General features: G+C 71.1%; 21 protein-coding genes and 1 pseudogene. 16 read left to right on the forward strand and 6 right to left on the reverse strand.

The window, feature by feature from the left end:
• Positions 1-2: 2 nt before the first annotated feature.
• Together O7608_RS15525 and O7608_RS15530 are read right to left on the reverse strand one after the other, a co-directional pair.
• The gene (locus O7608_RS15525; RefSeq protein ID WP_289210643.1) at positions 3-767 is read right to left on the reverse strand and encodes a monooxygenase; all 765 of its coding nucleotides are present in this window, start codon (positions 765-767) and stop codon (positions 3-5) included.
• Complete coding sequence (locus tag O7608_RS15530) at positions 764-1,252, reverse strand: YbaK/EbsC family protein (RefSeq protein WP_289210644.1); 489 nt, start codon at positions 1,250-1,252, stop codon at positions 764-766. The genes O7608_RS15525 and O7608_RS15530 overlap by 4 nt, the downstream gene beginning before the upstream one ends.
• A gap of 260 nt (positions 1,253-1,512) precedes the next feature.
• Between O7608_RS15530 and O7608_RS15535 the strand changes: the two genes are divergently transcribed.
• Entirely contained in the window at positions 1,513-2,055 is a 543-nt protein-coding gene (locus O7608_RS15535) for a GNAT family N-acetyltransferase (RefSeq protein ID WP_289210645.1), read from the forward strand.
• Positions 2,056-2,261: 206 nt separating this feature from the next.
• Here the strand turns inward: O7608_RS15535 and O7608_RS15540 are convergent, their stop codons facing one another.
• Positions 2,262-3,146 (reverse strand): diacylglycerol/lipid kinase family protein, encoded by an 885-nt coding sequence (locus O7608_RS15540; protein WP_289210646.1) that lies wholly within the window; start codon positions 3,144-3,146, stop codon positions 2,262-2,264.
• Between the two features lie 10 nt (positions 3,147-3,156).
• Complete coding sequence (locus O7608_RS15545; protein ID WP_289210647.1) at positions 3,157-4,167, reverse strand: EamA family transporter; 1,011 nt, start codon at positions 4,165-4,167, stop codon at positions 3,157-3,159.
• A 107-nt stretch (positions 4,168-4,274) separates the two neighbouring features.
• Here O7608_RS15545 and O7608_RS15550 point away from each other — a divergent pair, with 107 nt between their 5' ends.
• Genes O7608_RS15550 through O7608_RS15565 form a run of 4 tightly spaced genes read left to right on the forward strand, consistent with a single transcriptional unit; the run spans position 4,275 to position 8,046 of the window.
• Complete coding sequence (locus O7608_RS15550) at positions 4,275-5,285, forward strand: ABC transporter ATP-binding protein (RefSeq protein WP_289210648.1); 1,011 nt, start codon at positions 4,275-4,277, stop codon at positions 5,283-5,285.
• Positions 5,282-6,109 (forward strand): ABC transporter permease, encoded by an 828-nt coding sequence (locus O7608_RS15555; RefSeq protein ID WP_289210649.1) that lies wholly within the window; start codon positions 5,282-5,284, stop codon positions 6,107-6,109. The genes O7608_RS15550 and O7608_RS15555 overlap by 4 nt, the downstream gene beginning before the upstream one ends.
• Positions 6,109-6,975 (forward strand): ABC transporter permease, encoded by an 867-nt coding sequence (locus O7608_RS15560; RefSeq protein ID WP_289210650.1) that lies wholly within the window; start codon positions 6,109-6,111, stop codon positions 6,973-6,975. The genes O7608_RS15555 and O7608_RS15560 overlap by 1 nt, the downstream gene beginning before the upstream one ends.
• 15 nt (positions 6,976-6,990) lie before the next feature.
• Positions 6,991-8,046 (forward strand): phosphatidylinositol-specific phospholipase C, encoded by a 1,056-nt coding sequence (locus O7608_RS15565; protein WP_289210651.1) that lies wholly within the window; start codon positions 6,991-6,993, stop codon positions 8,044-8,046.
• Here the strand turns inward: O7608_RS15565 and O7608_RS15570 are convergent.
• Positions 8,036-8,806: a FadR/GntR family transcriptional regulator gene (locus O7608_RS15570; RefSeq protein WP_289210652.1), complete on the reverse strand. Its 771-nt coding sequence runs from the start codon at positions 8,804-8,806 to the stop codon at positions 8,036-8,038. The two genes, O7608_RS15565 and O7608_RS15570, sit on opposite strands and share 11 nt — an antisense overlap.
• A gap of 148 nt (positions 8,807-8,954) precedes the next feature.
• Here O7608_RS15570 and O7608_RS15575 point away from each other — a divergent pair.
• From O7608_RS15575 to O7608_RS31990, 8 genes and pseudogenes are all read left to right on the forward strand, one after another.
• A pseudogene (locus O7608_RS15575) lies at positions 8,955-9,329 on the forward strand (ABC transporter substrate-binding protein); the annotation flags it as partial.
• A 5-nt stretch (positions 9,330-9,334) separates the two neighbouring features.
• Positions 9,335-9,691 (forward strand): extracellular solute-binding protein, encoded by a 357-nt coding sequence (locus O7608_RS15580; protein WP_289210653.1) that lies wholly within the window; start codon positions 9,335-9,337, stop codon positions 9,689-9,691.
• 84 nt (positions 9,692-9,775) lie between these two features.
• Positions 9,776-10,219, forward strand: coding sequence for a type 2 periplasmic-binding domain-containing protein (locus O7608_RS15585; protein WP_289210654.1), 444 nt, complete (start codon positions 9,776-9,778; stop codon positions 10,217-10,219).
• A gap of 153 nt (positions 10,220-10,372) precedes the next feature.
• Positions 10,373-11,161: a carbohydrate ABC transporter permease gene (locus O7608_RS15590; protein WP_289210655.1), complete on the forward strand. Its 789-nt coding sequence runs from the start codon at positions 10,373-10,375 to the stop codon at positions 11,159-11,161.
• On the forward strand, positions 11,161-11,988 hold the full coding sequence (locus O7608_RS15595) for a carbohydrate ABC transporter permease (protein ID WP_289210656.1): 828 nt from the start codon (positions 11,161-11,163) through the stop codon (positions 11,986-11,988). Before O7608_RS15590 ends, O7608_RS15595 begins: the two co-directional genes overlap by 1 nt.
• 1 nt (position 11,989) lies before the next feature.
• A complete protein-coding gene (locus O7608_RS15600) occupies positions 11,990-13,213 on the forward strand; it encodes a mandelate racemase/muconate lactonizing enzyme family protein (protein ID WP_289210657.1) in 1,224 nt (407 codons plus the stop codon).
• 55 nt (positions 13,214-13,268) lie between these two features.
• Positions 13,269-14,297, forward strand: a complete 1,029-nt coding sequence (locus O7608_RS15605; protein WP_289210658.1) for a zinc-dependent alcohol dehydrogenase — start codon at positions 13,269-13,271, stop codon at positions 14,295-14,297.
• Entirely contained in the window at positions 14,294-14,536 is a 243-nt protein-coding gene (locus O7608_RS31990) for an RICIN domain-containing protein (protein ID WP_353850544.1), read from the forward strand. The genes O7608_RS15605 and O7608_RS31990 overlap by 4 nt, the downstream gene beginning before the upstream one ends.
• Positions 14,537-14,552: 16 nt before the next feature.
• On the opposite strand, the gene O7608_RS15615 is transcribed toward O7608_RS31990, so the two are convergent.
• Entirely contained in the window at positions 14,553-15,494 is a 942-nt protein-coding gene (locus O7608_RS15615; protein WP_289210659.1) for an intradiol ring-cleavage dioxygenase, read from the reverse strand.
• 141 nt (positions 15,495-15,635) lie between these two features.
• On the opposite strand from O7608_RS15615, the gene O7608_RS15620 reads away from it, so the two are divergent.
• Genes O7608_RS15620 through O7608_RS15630 form a run of 3 tightly spaced genes read left to right on the forward strand, consistent with a single transcriptional unit; the run spans position 15,636 to position 16,630 of the window.
• Positions 15,636-16,013, forward strand: coding sequence for a cellulose binding domain-containing protein (locus tag O7608_RS15620; protein ID WP_289210660.1), 378 nt, complete (start codon positions 15,636-15,638; stop codon positions 16,011-16,013).
• The gene (locus O7608_RS15625) at positions 16,001-16,216 is read left to right on the forward strand and encodes a hypothetical protein (protein ID WP_289210661.1); all 216 of its coding nucleotides are present in this window, start codon (positions 16,001-16,003) and stop codon (positions 16,214-16,216) included. Before O7608_RS15620 ends, O7608_RS15625 begins: the two co-directional genes overlap by 13 nt.
• A gap of 3 nt (positions 16,217-16,219) precedes the next feature.
• Positions 16,220-16,630, forward strand: coding sequence for a fibronectin type III domain-containing protein (locus O7608_RS15630; protein ID WP_289210662.1), 411 nt, complete (start codon positions 16,220-16,222; stop codon positions 16,628-16,630).
• The last annotated feature ends 9 nt before the right edge of the window (positions 16,631-16,639 follow it).

Genomic DNA, 16,639 nt, shown 5'->3' on the forward strand with positions numbered 1-16,639 from the left:
CCTCATCCGCCGCCAGCACCGCATGTCCTGTCCACGTCCTCTCCGAGCCAGCCCAGCACAGCCCGGTCACCGGCGACGCCGAGCACCTCGAACCGGGCGAACAGTTCCTCGGCGTACCACTGTTTCACCGGGGTCTGGGTGATGGCCGCCCGGTGCTGCGGGTGACGGTACGCGAACCGGGTGAGGTCCGCCGTACCGCGCCACACGCTGACCGTGCCCTGCCAGCCGAGTGGTGCCTCGCCGATGCCGAACCGGCAGTGCAACCCGTCGGCCTGCGCCAGGGCGGCGGCGACCGGCGGCACCGCCCGCCAGAAGGTGAGCGCCCGCGCCGGTCGGAGCCGGGCACGGGTCAACGCCAGCACCGGCCGCCCGGCGTCGGGCTGGCCGCCGCTCGGCGTACCGAACGGGGCGACACCCGACCAGCGTCCCCGGCTGTGCAGCGGCCGCAGGTCGACGCGGACGGCCGCGTCGGCGATCCGTCGCCAGGACCGGGCGACCGGACCGGTGTCGAATCCGGCCGCGGCGGCCGGGTCGGCCCACGCCACGAGCGCCGCCCACCGGGTCGGGTCGGCGTCGGTGGGGCCGAACCCGGTGCCGGTCCCGGTGCCGAGCAGCTTCGCGAACCGTACGCCGTCGACGCGCCGTAGCCGGCGGGCGTCGACGGCCATCCGGGCCAGGACACGCGGCAGCCGTCGGCGGGGCACCCGCCAGACGTGCAGGGTGACCAGTCCGGGCACCGGGCCCGGCGGGTCGACCGGGTCGTTCACGCCACCTCGGCGGCGGTGCCGGCGGTGATCCGCAGCAGTTCGGCGTACGTCGTCGGGAACACCGCCCGGGGTACGCCGCCGGCGGCCCAGATCTGCGGATACTGCTCCAACGCGACGTCGACCAGGGTACGGACCGGTTTCGGGTGTCCGAGCGGGGCGACGCCGCCGATCGGCTGGCCGGTGTGCTCCCGGACGAACTCCGGGGTGGCCCGGCGCAGCTTGCCGATACCGAGGTCGGCGGCGACCTTCGCGGTGTCCACCCGGTGCGCGCCGGAGGTGAGCACCAGCAACGGCTCCCCGTCCGCGTCGAAGATCAACGAGTTGGCGATCTGGCCGACCTCGATGCCGAGCGCCGCCGCCGCTGCGGCGGCGGTGTGCACCGCGTCCGGCAACAGTTGGACCTGGCAGCCAGCGCCGGAGCCGTCCCGGGCGTCGGTGGCGTTCAGCGCGTCCTGCACCGCCTGCACGTTCGGATGTGTCTGCATGCCCTCTATCTTGCTCGCTGACCGTCTGCCGGCTGAGGCCGGGAGCAGGTCACCGGTATCGGATTGCGGGCGGCCCCGCCCGGCTGGGACACTGGCGGCGGTGTCCCGAGCCGGAGAGGAGGTGTCGTCGATGTATCCGACTTCGAGCGCGCCTCCCGTGCCGGCCTGATCGACAACCCGAACTGGCCCGGCGACCCCGTGTCGATCCTGGTCTCGCCCGACCGGCTGTTGGCGCTGGGGGCGGCGGTTACAGTGCCGGCATGGGGGAGTTGAGCACCGAACGGCTGCTGTTGCGGCACTGGCGGGAATCCGATCTGGAGCCCTGGGTGGCGATGAACGCCGACCCGCAGGTCCGCGAGTTCTTCCCCGGCCTGGCGACCCGTGAGCAGAGCGCCGCCACCATGCTGCGCTGCCAGGCTGGTCTGGAGCAGCGCGGCTGGGGTTGGTGGGCGGTCGAGGTGGTCGACACCGGCGAGTTCATCGGTATGACCGGGCTGGATCCGGTGGACGCCAACATGCCGTTCGACGGGGTGGAGATCGGCTGGCGGCTGCGCCGTGGCGCCTGGGGCCACGGGTACGCGAGCGAAGCGGCCCGCGCCTGCCTGGCGTACGGCTTCGATGAGCTGGCGCTGCCGGAGATCGTGGCCCTGACCGCTGTCGGCAATCTACGGTCGCAGGCGGTGATGCGGCGGATCGGGATGACCCGCGACCCGGCGGGCGACTTCGACCACCCGAACGTGCCCGACGGCCCGGTGCGCCGCCACACCTTGTTCCGCATCCAGGCACCGTCGCACCGACCCTGAGCACGGGTCGCCGACAACCTTCCCGGTCAGGTGCGCTCGCGACCTCGGTCGCCGGGCCGGCCCGCGCATGTACTGCGTCACGACGATATTCCTCTGAGGAATAATTATTCCTCAGAGGAATATCGTTCACGCGCGTAGTTGCTCCTCGGGTGGTGACGCTCCGTGACGCGCCGTGCCAGTGACATGCCGTGCCAGTGACGCGTCGGTCAGGCGGGGACGCAGACGGTGATCGCGGCGGGAACCACCCGTACCTTCATCTTCCTGGCCTGGGCGCGGGCGCCGCCGTCGAGCTCGTAGGTCATCGGCTCGGCGAGCCGGACGGAGATCCGCTTCGCCCGGGTGACCCGTACGAACGGTGAGCGTTCGGACCGCCCGACCGCCATCCGGCCCAGCGTGCGCGCCCACTCCACCGCGCCCTGCGCCGTTGCCACCCCGACCTCCAGCCAGCCGTCGTCGGGCTGGGCGTCGTCGAAGGCGTGGATCCCGCCGGTGATCCTGCCGACGTTGCCGACCAGGACACAGCTGGCCGCTTCGTCGAACCAGGTCGTCCCGTCGACCTTGATCCGCACCGTGGGGGCGACGCCGCGGACGTGGCGCAGGCCGGTCCAGACGTACGCCAGTTTGCCGGCCCGGTCCTTGAGGTCGCGGTCGGCGTCGCGGATCAGCCGGCCGTCGAAGCCGGCCCCGGCCATCACCGCGAAGTGCTCGCCGTTGAGTTTGCCCAGGTCGAGCTGGCGTCGCCGGCCCTCGAAACCGATCCGGACCGCCTCGCCCAGGTCATCCGGGATGCCGAGGTTGCCGGCGAGCAGGTTCGCCGTACCGGCCGGAACGATCGCCACCGTGGCCCCGGAGCCGGCGAGGGCGTCCACGGTGCGCTGTACCATCCCGTCGCCGCCCCACACGAAGATCAGGTCGGCACCGCGTTCGACGGCCCGTCGGGCCTTCTTCGGTGCCTTGCGGCTCTTCGGCACCTCGTACCAGTCGATGTCCGCTGCGCCGTGTCCGGCGATCGCCGCCCGCAACTCGTCCAGGCCGCCACCGAGGGTCTTCTTGCGGTGGGCGACGACGGCGACGCGTTTCGGTGCACTCATGCCGGCGCTCTTACCCGCCGGACGGCCCCGTTACGCCGACCCGGGCGACCGGCGGCGGTGGTGGGGCGTCGGGCACCGGCGGGGTGGCCGGCGGACCACCGGGCCGGGCCGTCTCAGCCAGCACGACGCCGACGATCACCAGCGCGCCGCCGGCCAACTGGACCGGGGTCAACGCCTCGCCGGCGCCGAGGGCCAGCCAGGCGACCGCGGCGGCCAGCACCGGCTCGAGCATGGCGACGATGCCGACGCTGGTGGCCGGCAGGTGCCGCAGCGCGGCGGTGATCAGCAGATACGGCACGATCGAGCCGAGGACCACCACGTAGCAGCAGAGCAGTGCGACCGGTACGCCGCCGTCGGTGCGGGTGAGCAGCGGCTGCCAGCCGTCCAGCCCGGCGGTGGCCCCGCGCACGATCAGCCCGGCGACCGCCGACGCGCCGAACGCCAGGGTGGTCAGCGACAGCGCGTCGCGGTCGCGTACGCCACGGGCACCGATCAGGAAGTACGCGGCGAGCATCACCGCCGCGCCCAGCCCGGCGGCCACCCCGAGCGCGTCCAGGGTGAGCCCGCCCCACACCTGCGCGACGCAGGCGAGCCCGACCAGGCTCAGGCCCAGCCCGGCCCAGATCCGCGACCGTACCTGCTGGCGCTGCACCGCCCACGCCCACAGCGCCACCATCAGCGGCGCGGTGTACTCGAACAGCAGGGCGATACCGACCGGCAGCCGGGCGATCGCCACGAAATAGAGCATCGGCACCAGGAAGAACCCGGTCAGGCCGTACGCGACGAGCAGTGGCACCTCGCGGCGGCGTACCCGTAGCCGGCGTACCCCGGGCCGCAGCACCACGCTGAGCACCAGCAGCCCGGCGAACGCGCCGACCGCCCGCAGCACGGTCAGCTGCGGGGCGTCCAGCCCGGCGCGCAGCACCAGCTTCGAGACGGTGCCGTTGACCGCGAACAGGGCGCTGGCCCCGATGACGAGGGCCAGGCCGAGCAGCGGCCGGCGCAGGTACGCAGTTGTCACGCCGGTGAGGCTACCGCCGCGCATGTCAGCGCCCTGACGGGTATGGCTCCTTACCGAGCGAGGAAAATCGTTGGGCGGCCGACGGGTCTCTACGGCACGATCCGCATATGGCCTTCATCGAAGCTGATGGGTTGACCAAACGGTTCCGCCGGCCGGTGAAGGACCCGGGTCTGCGCGGCGCGCTGAAACACCTGTTCACCCGACGGTTCTCCGACCACGCCGCCGTCGACGGCATCAACCTGCGGGTCGAGGCGGGCGAGGCGGTGGCGTACGTCGGCCCGAACGGCGCCGGCAAGTCGACCACAGTGAAGCTGCTCGCCGGCATCCTGGTGCCGACCGCCGGTGAGGTCCGGGTCGGCGGGGTCGTGCCGCACCGGCAGCGGGTCGCCAACGCCCGGCAGATCGGCGTGCTGTTCGGCCAACGTACCCAGTTGTGGTGGGACCTGCCGGTGCGCGAGTCCCTGGCCCTGCTGCGCGACCTGTACGACCTCGACGCCGCCACCTACCGCGAGCAGCTGGCGCGCTTCGACGACGTCCTCGGCCTCGGCGAGCTGCTGCCGGTGGTGGCCCGCAAGCTCTCCCTCGGCCAGCGGATGCGCGCCGACCTGGCTGCCGCGCTGCTGCACCGGCCCCGGGTGGTCTACCTCGACGAGCCGACCATCGGGCTGGACATCGCCGTCAAGGACCGGGTCCGGGCGTTCCTGCGGGAGCTGCGCGCCGACGGCACCACGCTGATCCTGACCACCCACGACCTCGGCGACATCGAGGACGTCTGCCAGCGGATCGTGATCATCGACCAGGGGCGGATCATCTACGACGGGCCGCTGGCCGGGGTGAAGGACCAGTTCGCCCGGCACCGGTCGATGCATCTGCACCTGGCCGACCCGTTGCCGTACGGGGCGGTCGCCGCGACGCTGCCCGGCGTCGAGGTGACGGCGGGCCAGACGCCGGGGGAGTTCACCGTCCGGTTCGACCGGTTCGCGGTCACCGCCGGCCAGGTGATCGCGGCCGTGTCGGCGGTGTCCGAGGTACGCGACCTGCGCATCGACGAGCCGGCGATCGAGGACGTGGTCCGCAAGGTGTACGCCGGTGAGCTGCGCCTGGAGCCGGCCCCGTGACCACCGTCGCGGCCGGTACGCCGACCCGGCCGGCGGCGGTCCGTCCGTACCGGGCGTTGGCCCGGGTGGCGGCGCGCAGCACCCTGGCGTACCCGTTGAGTTTCGTCCTCGGCATGGCCGGGGTGCTGCTGCAACTGCTCGCCATGCTGTCGATCTGGGCGGTGCTGCTCGGCTCCGGGAGCAGCATCGGCGGGTTCACCTGGCCGCAGATGAAGGCGTACCTGCTGGTCGCCTACGTCACCGGGGCGTTGATGTCGTTCGGCGACTGGGACATGGCCGCCCGGATCCGCGACGGGATGGTCGCGGTCGATCTGACCCGGCCGGTCGACTACCAGCGGGCCCGGTTCGCCGAGACCGTCGGCGTGGCCGTCGTCGAGGTCGCCTTCTCGCTGCTGGTGTGCGCGGTGGTGCTGGCGATCACCGGGCCGGTCCCGGTGCCGCCGCCGGGGCAGGCGGCGCTGTTCGCGGTCAGCGTCGCGCTGGTGCTGCCGTTGCGGTTCACCACCGTCTACCTGACGGCGTTGCTCTGCTTCTGGACGCAGAACATCTTCGGGGTGTCGTTGGCCCGGCAGGCGATCACCAACCTGTTCTCCGGTTCCCTGGTGCCGTTGACGCTGCTGCCCGGCTGGCTGCAGGCGATCGCGGCGGTGCTGCCGTTCGCCGGGATGACCTTCACCCCGGCGACGATCTATCTCGGGCAGGCGACCGGGGCCGACGCGTGGCGGCTGATCGGCATCCAGGCGGTGTGGACGGTGGCGCTGTGGTGGGGTGCCCGGCTGGCCTGGCGGGCGGCGGTGCGCCAACTGACCGTACACGGGGGTTGATGATGCGAACGCGGACCGCCGCTGGCCCGCGCCGGAGCGGCCTGCGCCGGGGGGTGCGGCTCTACCGGCGCAGCCTCGGCGCCCACCTTCGGGCCACTCTGGAGTACGAGGCCGACTTCTGGATCCTGGTCGCCGGTTCGGCGTTGACCCAGCTGGTCGGCCTGGCGTTCCTCGGCGCGGTCTTCTCCCGGGTGCCGCAGGTCAACGGGTGGACCTTCGCCGAGGTGGTGCTGATCTACTCGGTGGTGGTGCTCTCCGACGCGGTCGGGCCGCTGCTGTTCGAGGGCATGTGGCGGTTGCCGTGGCTGGTCAACAAGGGGGAGCTGGACTACAAGCTGGTCCGGCCGTACCCGGTGGTGCTGCAGGTGCTCAGCGACGACGTCGGCATCAACGGCCTGGGCAACCTGGTCACCGGTGGGGCGATGTTCGGTTGGGCGTTGTGGCGCGTCGACGTCGCCTGGTCACCGGCGCTGGTGGCCGGCGGGCTGGGACTGTTCGTCAGCGGGATGGCGGTCAAGCTGTCGATCAACCTGGCCACCAACTCGTCGGCGTTCTGGTTGCAGAGTCCGCATTCGATCTTCGCGTACGCGGTGCACCAGATCGGCGACCTGGCCCGCTACCCGGTGTCGGTCTACACGTTCGGGGTACGGCTGGTGCTGGTCGTCGGGTTGCCGTTCGCGTTCGTCAGCTTCTTTCCGACCAGCGTGATCCTCGGTGGCGGGGGTGGTGGCGGCACCGGCGACCGGGTCGGGGTGGGCCCGGCCTGGCTGGGCTGGCTGACCCCGTTGGTCGCCGCCTACTGCGTGGCGGTGGCGGCGCTGGTCTTCCGGGCCGGGCTGCGCCGCTACGAGTCGGCCGGAAACTGATCTATATTTCCTGCCATGGTGTCTCCGGCCCGTTGGCGACGCGCCGTCGCCGGGCTCGCCGCGTCCCTGCTCGCCGCCATCGTCGCGGTCGTCGCCCTGCCCGCTCCGGCGTTCGCCGCCGACGCCAGCTACCGCACGCTGCGTACCGCCAGCAACCCGGACTGGCTGCGTCGGGTGCCCGACGGCACCAACCTGGCGGCGCTGTCGCTGCCCGGCACCCACCAGAGCCTGTCGATTCACGGCGGTGCCTGGACCCAGACCCAGGAGAACCACGGCAACAGCGCGGCCACCCTCACCGCCCAGCTCGACGCCGGCATCCGGGTGGTCGACATCCGGGTACGGATCAACACCGGCAACACTTTCACCGTCCATCATGGCGCCGTCTACCAGCAGGCCAACTTCGACGACGTGCTGCGGGTGCTCGGCGGGTTCCTCGCCCAGCGGCCGAGCGAGACCGTGATCATGCGGCTCAAGCACGAGTGCACCGGCGAGTTGGGCTCCTGCGCGGACGCGGGCGGCCAGCTCGCCTTCGCGGACATCTTCGACCGTTACCGGGATGCCCGTCCGGGGCTGTTCTGGGCGCCGTCGGTGAACCGGTCGACCGCCGCCGCCACCCCGACGCTGGGCGCGGTCCGCGGCAGGGTCGTCCTGGCCGTGGCGCACGGTCCGCGCGGCGGTCGGTACGGCCAGTACGGGCTCGCCCAGTTCGCCGACTGGGGGCACGGCTCGTCGACGTACGTGCAGGACGAGTACGACGTGCCGAACGTCGGGGCGATCGCCACCAAACGCGACCAGGTCCGCCGGCACCTCGACGCCACCAGCGCCGGTGACCCCACCAAGCTGTACGTCAACTTCGCCAGCGGCTCCAGTGTCTTCGCCACTCCGGCGGCGGTGGCCGGCGGCGCGCTCGGTGTGCAGGGCGTCGACCCGTTCCTGCTGATCTACCTCAACGAGGGCCCCGAGGTGCATCCGCCGGTACGCCGTACCGGGCTGCTGATGCTGGACTTCCCCGGTGGCGGGCTGATCGACCGGATCATCGCGGTCAACGGCAGTGGGGATCTCACCGCTTGAGGCGTACGGGTTTGTCCGGGCCGCTGCGGCGCACGAGCCAGGCTTCGGTGATGTGGGTGAACATCGCCGCGGCCGCGCCGTCCGGGTCGTGGGCGGCGATGCGTTCGTAGATCCGCCGGTGGCCGCGGTTGGAGGCCACGCAGAGCGACCGTTCGGTCCGGCCCATGTACCGGGCGGTGTTGACGACCTGGCTCTCCAACGCCCGGATCACGCCGCGGGCGATGCGGTTGCCGGACGCCTGCATGATCGTGTCGTGGAAGGCCCGGTCGTGGTCGTGGTAGGTGACGTGGTCGTCGACGAGTTCGTCCATCCGCTCGACCAGGGCGCGTAGCCGATCGACGGTGTCCTGGTCGGCCAGGCGGGCGGCGACGTTGGCCATGTCCGACTCCAGTACGCGTCGGGTGACGACGAGATCGTCGAGGATCGACAGGCTGTCGTCCTCGGCGATGGTCGCGGCGAGGACGTGTTCGTCGAGCATGTCCCACATCGACGTCGGGGTGACGATGGTGCCGCTGCCCTGGCGGATCTGCACCAGGCCCTTCTCCTGAAGGATCTTCACCGCTTCCCGTACGACGGTGCGGCTCACCGAGAAGGTTTCGCAGAGGACCGGTTCTGCGGGCAGTGTCGTGCCCGACGGGTGCACCCCACGAACGATGCGTTCCACCAGTTCGGCGGTGACCGCCGTGGCGAGATTGGCTGGTCGTCGCGTCCAGGCCGGGGGTGTCGACGCGTTCGGCGCGGTCTGCTGCGTTGCCGTCATGTTTTCCTCCGGGTGGTCGCCGTCCCACGACCTCCGTGGCCAGTGTACGTCCACCTCTTGACGTCACACGTCATACGAGTCACGTTCATGTGAATTGTCTCGCCCGAAGACCGGTTCGTCCCGGCCCCCTCTTCGAAAGTGAGTAGCGATGAAGTACCGAACTGTCGTGTCGGTCGCCCTCGTCGCGGGTCTGGCCCTGGCCGGCTGTGGGAGCGCCACGGGATCACGCTCCCCGTCCAGCGGGTCGGACGACACACTGGTGGTCTGGGACTGGAAATCCGGCGACCCGGCGTCCGCCGCCTACATCGACAAGGCGAAAGCCGACTTCGCCCGCACCCACCCGGACGTCACCGTCGAATTCGTGGCGCAGCCATTCGACCAGTACTACACCCTGCTCGGCGCGGCCATCCAGGCCGGCAAAGGGCCCGATGTCATCTTCTTCAACGGAGGCGGTCAGATCCGCGACCGCGTCGACGCGCTCCTGCCGCTCGACGAGTTCGTGACCGACGACCGGCAGCGCCTGGCGGGTTGGGAGGCGTTCACCAAGGACGACCGGACCTACGCCGCGCCGGTGACGTTGCAGGGCATCCGATCTACTACAACAAGGCGCTCTACGAGGCGGCCGGGCTCGACCCGACAGCGCCGGCCACGACCTGGGACCAGTTCGTCGACGACTGCGCGACGATCACCGGGGCGACCGGCGCGAAATGCATCGCCCTCGGCAACAAGGAAGGGTTCGGCATCCAGTTCTTCCTGTCCGGTCTCGCGTCGGGGATCCTCACCCCCGACGAGTACGACGCCTGGATCGACGAGAACGCGACTGGGAGTCGCCCAACGTCAAACGGATCTTCCAGCTGTGGAAAGAGGCCGGCGACAAAGGGCTGAACAACGACGGCGCCAACTCGACCGCGATGTTCAACGACTCGTTCGCGCTGTTCCAGTCCGGTCAGGCCGCACGTGATCGGACTGATGTCCGACGTGGGGCACTGGAAGGACTTCAGCGAGTTCCTGGCACCCGACACCCTCGGCGTCATGGCGGCCCCGGTCGCCACCACCGGCGCCGTCGCGAGCCTGCCCTACGACGGCGGCATCGGCTACGCGGTCGCCAGGTGGACGGCCGACCCGCAGGTCGCGGCGGACCTGGTGCGCTCCCTGACCTCGACCGACGCGCTGACCGCCTTCTACCAGGAGGCCGGCGCGATCGCCTCGGACACCACGATCGACGTCTCCGGCAGCGGACCGGCCGTCGCCACGATCGTGCCGCAGCTCGACTCCGGGAAGGCCGCCCTGCACGTCGCGCTCTCCTCGAAGACCCTGGACCTGATGGGAAGACTCTCCCAGCAACTGCTCAGCGGCTCGGTCACCGTGGACGAGGCCGTACGGCAGTTGGCTGACTCCGACCGCGCGGGCTGAGCCGTGGCGATCACCGAGTCCCCGCCGGCGCTGCGGCGGCGACCCGACGACCGGCGCGTCGACCGGTGGCGGCCATCCAGGTGGCGCTCCGGCGGCCGACGCCCCGTACGTCCTGGTGGCCCCGGCGGTGCTCGTCATCGTCGTGCTGCGGCTGTGGCCGCTGCTGCTGGGGTCAACTCTTCCTTCACCGGCGACGGCGACCGCGACGGTACGGCGGTCGGCCTCGACAACTACCTCGAGTTGTTCGGTGACCCGCTGTTGCAGCGGGCACTGGGCAACGTGGGGCTGCTGGTGCTGCTCCTGCCGGTGGCCGTGGCGATCCCGGGCCTGATCGCGACCTTCATCTACCTGCGGGTTCCCGGACACCGCTGGTACCGCAGCGTCTACTTCTTCCCGGCCGTGCTCTCGCCGGTCATCGTCGGTGCGATCTTCAACCTGCTGCTCGCCTTCGACGGCCCGGTCAACGCCGCCCTGGCGACGGTGGGCCTGGGTCCGGTCGACTGGCTCGGCGACCCGGCGGTGGCCATGTTCGCGGTCGTCGGCGTGCACGTCTGGGCGACGTTCGGGATGGCGCTGGTGGTGTTCCTCGCCGGATTCGCCACTCTGGACGGTGCGCTACTGGACGCCGCCCGGGTGGACGGGGCGTCGCTGCCGAAGACCATCCGGCACGTGATCGTCCCCAGCCTGATCCGGACGATCCAGTTCGTCTTCGTCACCACCATGATCGGGATGCTGACGTCCATGTCCGGGCTGCTGTACGTGATGACCAGCGGCGGCCCGGAGGGTTCGACGTACCTGCCGGAGTACTACATCTGGATTCAGCAGGGACAGATGAACCGTCCCGCCCTCGCGTCGGCCGCGTCGACGGTCCTGTTCGCCGTCATGCTCGTCGTGGGGCTGGCGCAGATCAGCCTGCTGCGGCGCGCGGGAAGGCAGGACTGATGGGCCGCCGGTGGGTCGTCGGGTGGGTGGTCGCCGTCCCGATGGCGCTGCTCGCGCTGGCGACGGTCTACCCGCTGTTCTTCACCGCGAACGTCGCGTCGAAGACCCGGCGCGAGTACGTCCTCGACCGGTTCTCCCTCGCGGACGCGGTGCGTTGGGAGAACCTCGGCACCGCGTGGAACTCCGTCGGGATGGGCCGCTACTTCGCCAACTCCCTGCTCGTCGTGACCTGTTCGGTGGTCCTGCTCCTGCTGATCGGGTCGATGGCGGGGTTCGCGCTGAGCCAGATCCGGTTCCGGGGATCGTCGGTGATCTTCCTGGGCTGCCTGGCGGCACTGTTCGTTCCCTTCCAGGTGATCATGGTGCCGATCGCCCGGACCATGGCCGACCTCGGCCTCGTCGACACCTACCCCGGGCTGGTGGCCGCCTACGTGGCCCAGTTCCTGCCGTTCACGGTGTTTCTCCTGACGAGCTACTACCGGACCATCCCGGCGGAGATCGTCGACGCGGCCCGGATCGACGGGAGCAGCGTGTACGGCGTGTACCGCCGGATCATGCTGCCGCTGGGCCGGCCGGCGTTGCTGTCGGTCGGCATCCTCGACGCCCTGTTCTGCTGGAACGACGTGCTCATCGCGCTGCTGCTGATGCCGTCGGCCGAGAACCGGACACTCATGGTGGGAGTGACCGCACTGCGCGGCCAGTACTCCGACGACATCCCCACCTTCGCCTCCGGAGTCCTGATCGCCGCGGCTCCCGTACTGGTGATCTATCTCTTTCTTCAGCGGCAGATCGCCGACGGCGTGGCCGCTGGCGCGACGAAGGGTTGACATGCGGATCACCGGCTATCGCACCCTGACGACGGTGCAGGAGTGGGGCCGACCGGTCGGCGACGCCAACGGCGTCTTCACCGACGGCGTCACCTCGGTGCCGATCGTCGTCGTGGAGACCGACGAGGGCATCTCCGGGGTCGGCATCGGGTCGCACGTCGAGATCGAACGGATCTTCCCGGCCATCGACGGCGAGGATCCGCGCGCCGTGACGGCACTCTACGACCGCATGCTGCGGCAGGCGTTCAAGGCCGGCCACACCGGGCCGGTGTTCGGCACCATCGGCGCGCTCGACACCGCGCTGTGGGACATCAAGGCGCAGGCGGCCGGCGAACCGCTCTGGCGACTGCTCGGTGGCCGCGACCGGCGGGTGCCGGCGTACGCCTCCGGCCTCGACATCGGGCTGACCGACGAGCGACTCGTCGCCGAGTACGAGGTCTACGCCTCGTACGGTCTGCGGGCCGCCAAGCTCAAGGGCGGCCTCGACATCGAGCGGGATCTGCGGCGGCTGTGTCTGGTCCGCGACGTGCTGACCGAGGCGGCGCACGGGCTGCGGCCCGGTCTGATGCTCGACGTGAACGAGGCGTGGACGCGCAAGCAGGCGGTCCGGCACGTCGGCGAGATCGAACGCACCCTCGATCTCATCTGGATCGAGGAGCCGGTGCGCCGCTGGGACGCCGAAGGGCTCGCGGTCGTCAGCCGGGGGATCCGGGCATCGGTCGCCACCGGCGAGAACCTTACCGGCCTCGAGCAGTTCCGGCCGTTGATCGCGGCCGGAGCGGTCGACGTGGTCCAGACGTCGGCGGCCTGGGGGGTCACCCACTTCCTCCGGGTCAGCGTCCTGGCCCACGCCAACGACCTGCCGGTGAGCCCGATCGGCAACAGCCCGGTCGGACTGTTGCACGCCGCGACCGCGGTGCCGAACCACCTGGTCAGCGAGTTGCAGGACCTGCACCTGCCGGTCGGGACCACCATCGACCTGTCCGTCGAGGGCGGCTGCTTCGTCCTCGGTGACAGCCCTGGCCTGGGCATCCGCCTCGACGAGGCGGCGATCGGCGCGGCGGCCGGCCGACCGCGCCCGCTGACCGCCGACGGTCCGCTGGTACGGCCGGAGCGCGCCGGCCGGCACCTGCTGGGCGAGCCCCACGGCGGGCCATTGCTGGGGGAGCCCGACGGCGGGCCAGCCGCCATCCGCAACGAGGTGTCCCCGACCACGGCGAGCTGAGTCGACGTACGGCGCCGGCGTGGCCGGTGCCCACCGAGACCGAGAGGCAGGTGCGATGAAAGCAGTGGTCTACCGTACCGCTGGAAACCTGGCGGTCGAGGACCGCGCCGGCCGGCCGCCGGGCGACGGCGAGCTGACCATCGCGGTGGCCTACACCGGCATCTGCGGCACGGACCTGCACATCTACCACGGCGGCATGGACGCCCGGGTCGGCGTACCCGCCGTGCTCGGGCACGAGATGTCCGGGCGGGTGGCCGCCGTCGGGGCAGGTGTGGCCGGCTGGACCGTCGGTCAGGCCGTCACGGTTATGCCGACCCGGTCGTGTGGTCGGTGCGTCGCCTGTCGGCGCGGCCGGTCGCACGTCTGCCACGCCATGGACTTCCTCGGCATCGACTCGCCGGGTGCCATGCAGTCGTCCTGGACGGTGCCGGCGGAGCTGGTCCTGCCACTGCCGGAGGGAGTCCCGCTCGACCACGCGGCGCTGGTCGAACCGCTCGCCGTCGCCGTGCACGACGTCCGGCGGGCGAGCGTGGCCGCCACGGACCACGTCGTCGTGGTCGGCGGCGGGCCGGTCGGTGTCCTCATCGCCGCCGTGGCGAAGCAGCGGGGCGCACCGGTCCTGCTGGTCGAGCCGGATCCGTTCCGGCGGGGCGTCGCCGGACGGATCGGGATCGAGACGATAGACCCGCAGACGGTCGACCCGGTGGCGGCGGTGACCGAGTGGACCGTCGGTGCGGGCGCGGACGTCGCGTTCGAGGTGTCCGGGTCGGCGCCGGGCGTCGCCACCGCCGTCGACGTCCTGACCACCCACGGACGGCTGGTGCTGGTGGCGATCCACACCCAGCCACGGGCCGTCGATCTGCACCGGTTCTTCTGGCGCGAACTGGAACTGCGCGGTGCCCGCCCTTACCAGCGCGACGACATGCTCGAAGCGATCCGGCTGGTGGCGTCGGGAGCGGTGCCGGTGGGTGCGCTCATCTCGCGGACCGTGCCCGTCGACGCCGTCACCGACGCCTTCGACGCGCTGGACCGGCGTGCCGGCGTGCTGAAGGTGCTGATCGACTGGCAGGCGCCGGCCCGATGAGCACACCCTTCGACCTGACCGGCCGGACCGCCGTCGTGACCGGTGCCCGACGGGGCATCGGCCTGGCCATGGCCGAGCAGCCCAACCAACAGTGGACCGTCGACGCCAGCGGCACCATCCGGGGCGTGCAGTCCGGGCTGTGCCTGGACGCCAACGGCGCCGCGACGGCCAACGGCACGAAGCTGATCCTCTGGGCCTGCCACACCGGCACCAACCAGCAGTGGACCCTGCGCGACTGATCGTCGCAGGTGCACCTCAGGACGGGCGGCCGCTCGGCGGCACCGGCGCTCCGGACGGCTGCCCGTCGCCGTCGAGCTGCCCGCCGGTCGGCGTCGTGTTCGTGTCGATGCCGACCGGCAGGGTCGCGGTGTAGCCGCTCGCGGTGTCACCGGTGACCGTGGCGAGCTGCAGCTCGGCCCGGTCGTCGCCGAAGACGTTGTCGGTGTCGAGGCTGAGCTGGGCCAGGTTGTCGATCGAGTCCTCGTAGCCAGGTTCGGCGTACACCGCGTCGCAGACGTCCTGTGGCAACGCGATCTGGGAGGTCGCGATCACCGCGCCGACGTCGGTGATGTCCGCCTCGCTCGGGTAGACCTCGAAGTGGATGTGTGGCCAGCGGCCGGTGTAGCAGCCGGGGAAGATGGTGGTGAAGCTGACCTTGCCGGCCTCGTCGGCGACCTGGACCCCGCGTAGGTAGTTCTGGTCGGTGATGCCTTCGGAGTACATCGAGTAGCGGCCCTCGCGGTCGCAGTGCCAGACGTAGACGGCGACACCGGCGAACGGCGTACCGCCGTCCGCGAGGTCGGTGATGGTCAGTTCCAACGTCAGCGGTACGCCTTCGGCGGTCGCGCTCGCCCCGTCGAAGCTGGAGCGGATGTCGCTGCGGACGACGCCGCTCTGTTCCAGGACGTCCGGGCCGTTGGAGCCGTCACCCGGGTACGGTCCGGCGGTCTCGTCCGGGATCTCGGTGGTGGCCGCTGCCGCCGACGGGGACGTGGTCGGCTCGGTGACCGTGTTGCGGGTGCAGGCGGCGAGCCCGACGGTGGCGGCGCCGAGGCCGAGCGCCCGCAGCACCTGCCGGCGGTCCAGCAGGGTGCGCAGGTCGAAACCGAGGCCCTGGTCGACGAGGTCCTCGTCCGGCCGTGGCAGTGGGCGGCCCTGGTAGGTGGTGTCCGTGCCGGGAAGCTGGTCGTGTCGCATACGTCCCTCCGTTCGTGACACACGGTAGTTTTCGCACCGTGGTCCCGGAGGGCCGTTCGGCAAATCCGTCCTCAGATGCGGGGTGGCGGATTCGGGAAGGTCGATTGATTGGCGGGATCCGGAAGCGTAGTATCGAAGTACATGAATAAACTTCGCTCCTTCTGGACCCGGGTCGGTGCGTTGACGGTCGCGCTGCTCGTCGGCACCGCCACGGTCGGATTCGCCCCCACCGCCGCCCACGCGGCGATCGCCCACTTCGCGAAAGAGGGCGAATGGTCGACCGGCTACGTCGGGAAGTTGACCGTCCACAACAACGCCCCGGTCCCGATCACCAGTTGGCGGGTCGACCTCGAACTGCCGGCCGGCACCAGCATCAGCAGCCACTGGAACGCCCAACTCACCCGGGTCGGGACCCGCTACGTCTTCAGGATCTCGGCTGGAACGGCACCCTCGCCGCCGGCGCCACGACCAGCTTCGGCTGGATCGCATCCGGCGTCGGCAGCCCCGTGCACTGCCTGATCGACAACCAGCCGTGCGCCCCCGGCGACGACGACACCGGCCCTGACGTGCACCCACCGACGATCCCCGCGAACCCTCGGCACACCTTCGAGAACCAGCAGCTGAACCTGCGCTGGGACGCCTCGACCGACAACCGGGGAGTCGTCGGGTACGACATCTTCTCCCACAGCGGCCAGCTCGCCACCACGACCGGCACCAGCTAGACGATGCCGCCCCCACCGCCGGGAGTCTTCGTCTTCGGAGTCCGCGCCGTCGACGCGGCCGGCAACTCGTCACCCCTCGCCATCATCACCATCGGCGACGTACCGGACGACGAACCACCGACCGCGCCGTCACGGCTGCGGCTCACCGGCCCACGCGACGGCCACTACCAGATCACCTGGGACCCGTCCGACGACAACGTCCTCGTCGCCGGCTACGAGATCCAGCAGTCGGGGACCGTCTCGGCGGTCACCCTGGTCGGCGACACCTTCGCGTACGGCGAGTCACGCGGCTACGGCACCTACCTGTTCCGGGTCCGGGCGTTCGACAGCGCCGGCAACTTCTCCACGCCCGCCACGGTCGGTATCGCCGTCGACCCGGTGCCGTCCATCCCACCGCCACCGCCGACTCCGTAACCCGCGCCG

The organism is Solwaraspora sp. WMMA2056, from assembly GCF_030345095.1.
GTDB lineage: Bacteria > Actinomycetota > Actinomycetes > Mycobacteriales > Micromonosporaceae > Micromonospora_E.

Bases quoted from the DNA above. Each gene is read 5' to 3' on its own strand.
- O7608_RS15530 (WP_289210644.1), bottom strand. From the start codon at position 1,252: ATGCAGACACATCCGAACGTGCAGGCGGTGCAGGACGCGCTGAACGCC.
- O7608_RS15535 (WP_289210645.1), top strand. From the start codon at position 1,513: ATGGGGGAGTTGAGCACCGAACGGCTGCTGTTGCGGCACTGGCGGGAA.
- O7608_RS15540 (WP_289210646.1), bottom strand. From the start codon at position 3,146: ATGAGTGCACCGAAACGCGTCGCCGTCGTCGCCCACCGCAAGAAGACC.
- O7608_RS15550 (WP_289210648.1), top strand. From the start codon at position 4,275: ATGGCCTTCATCGAAGCTGATGGGTTGACCAAACGGTTCCGCCGGCCG.
- O7608_RS15560 (WP_289210650.1), top strand. From the start codon at position 6,109: ATGATGCGAACGCGGACCGCCGCTGGCCCGCGCCGGAGCGGCCTGCGC.
- O7608_RS15565 (WP_289210651.1), top strand. From the start codon at position 6,991: ATGGTGTCTCCGGCCCGTTGGCGACGCGCCGTCGCCGGGCTCGCCGCG.
- O7608_RS15570 (WP_289210652.1), bottom strand. From the start codon at position 8,806: ATGACGGCAACGCAGCAGACCGCGCCGAACGCGTCGACACCCCCGGCC.
- O7608_RS15585 (WP_289210654.1), top strand. From the start codon at position 9,776: ATGTCCGACGTGGGGCACTGGAAGGACTTCAGCGAGTTCCTGGCACCC.
- O7608_RS15595 (WP_289210656.1), top strand. From the start codon at position 11,161: ATGGGCCGCCGGTGGGTCGTCGGGTGGGTGGTCGCCGTCCCGATGGCG.
- O7608_RS15600 (WP_289210657.1), top strand. From the start codon at position 11,990: ATGCGGATCACCGGCTATCGCACCCTGACGACGGTGCAGGAGTGGGGC.
- O7608_RS15605 (WP_289210658.1), top strand. From the start codon at position 13,269: ATGAAAGCAGTGGTCTACCGTACCGCTGGAAACCTGGCGGTCGAGGAC.
- O7608_RS31990 (WP_353850544.1), top strand. From the start codon at position 14,294: ATGAGCACACCCTTCGACCTGACCGGCCGGACCGCCGTCGTGACCGGT.
- O7608_RS15615 (WP_289210659.1), bottom strand. From the start codon at position 15,494: ATGCGACACGACCAGCTTCCCGGCACGGACACCACCTACCAGGGCCGC.
- O7608_RS15620 (WP_289210660.1), top strand. From the start codon at position 15,636: ATGAATAAACTTCGCTCCTTCTGGACCCGGGTCGGTGCGTTGACGGTC.
- O7608_RS15630 (WP_289210662.1), top strand. From the start codon at position 16,220: ATGCCGCCCCCACCGCCGGGAGTCTTCGTCTTCGGAGTCCGCGCCGTC.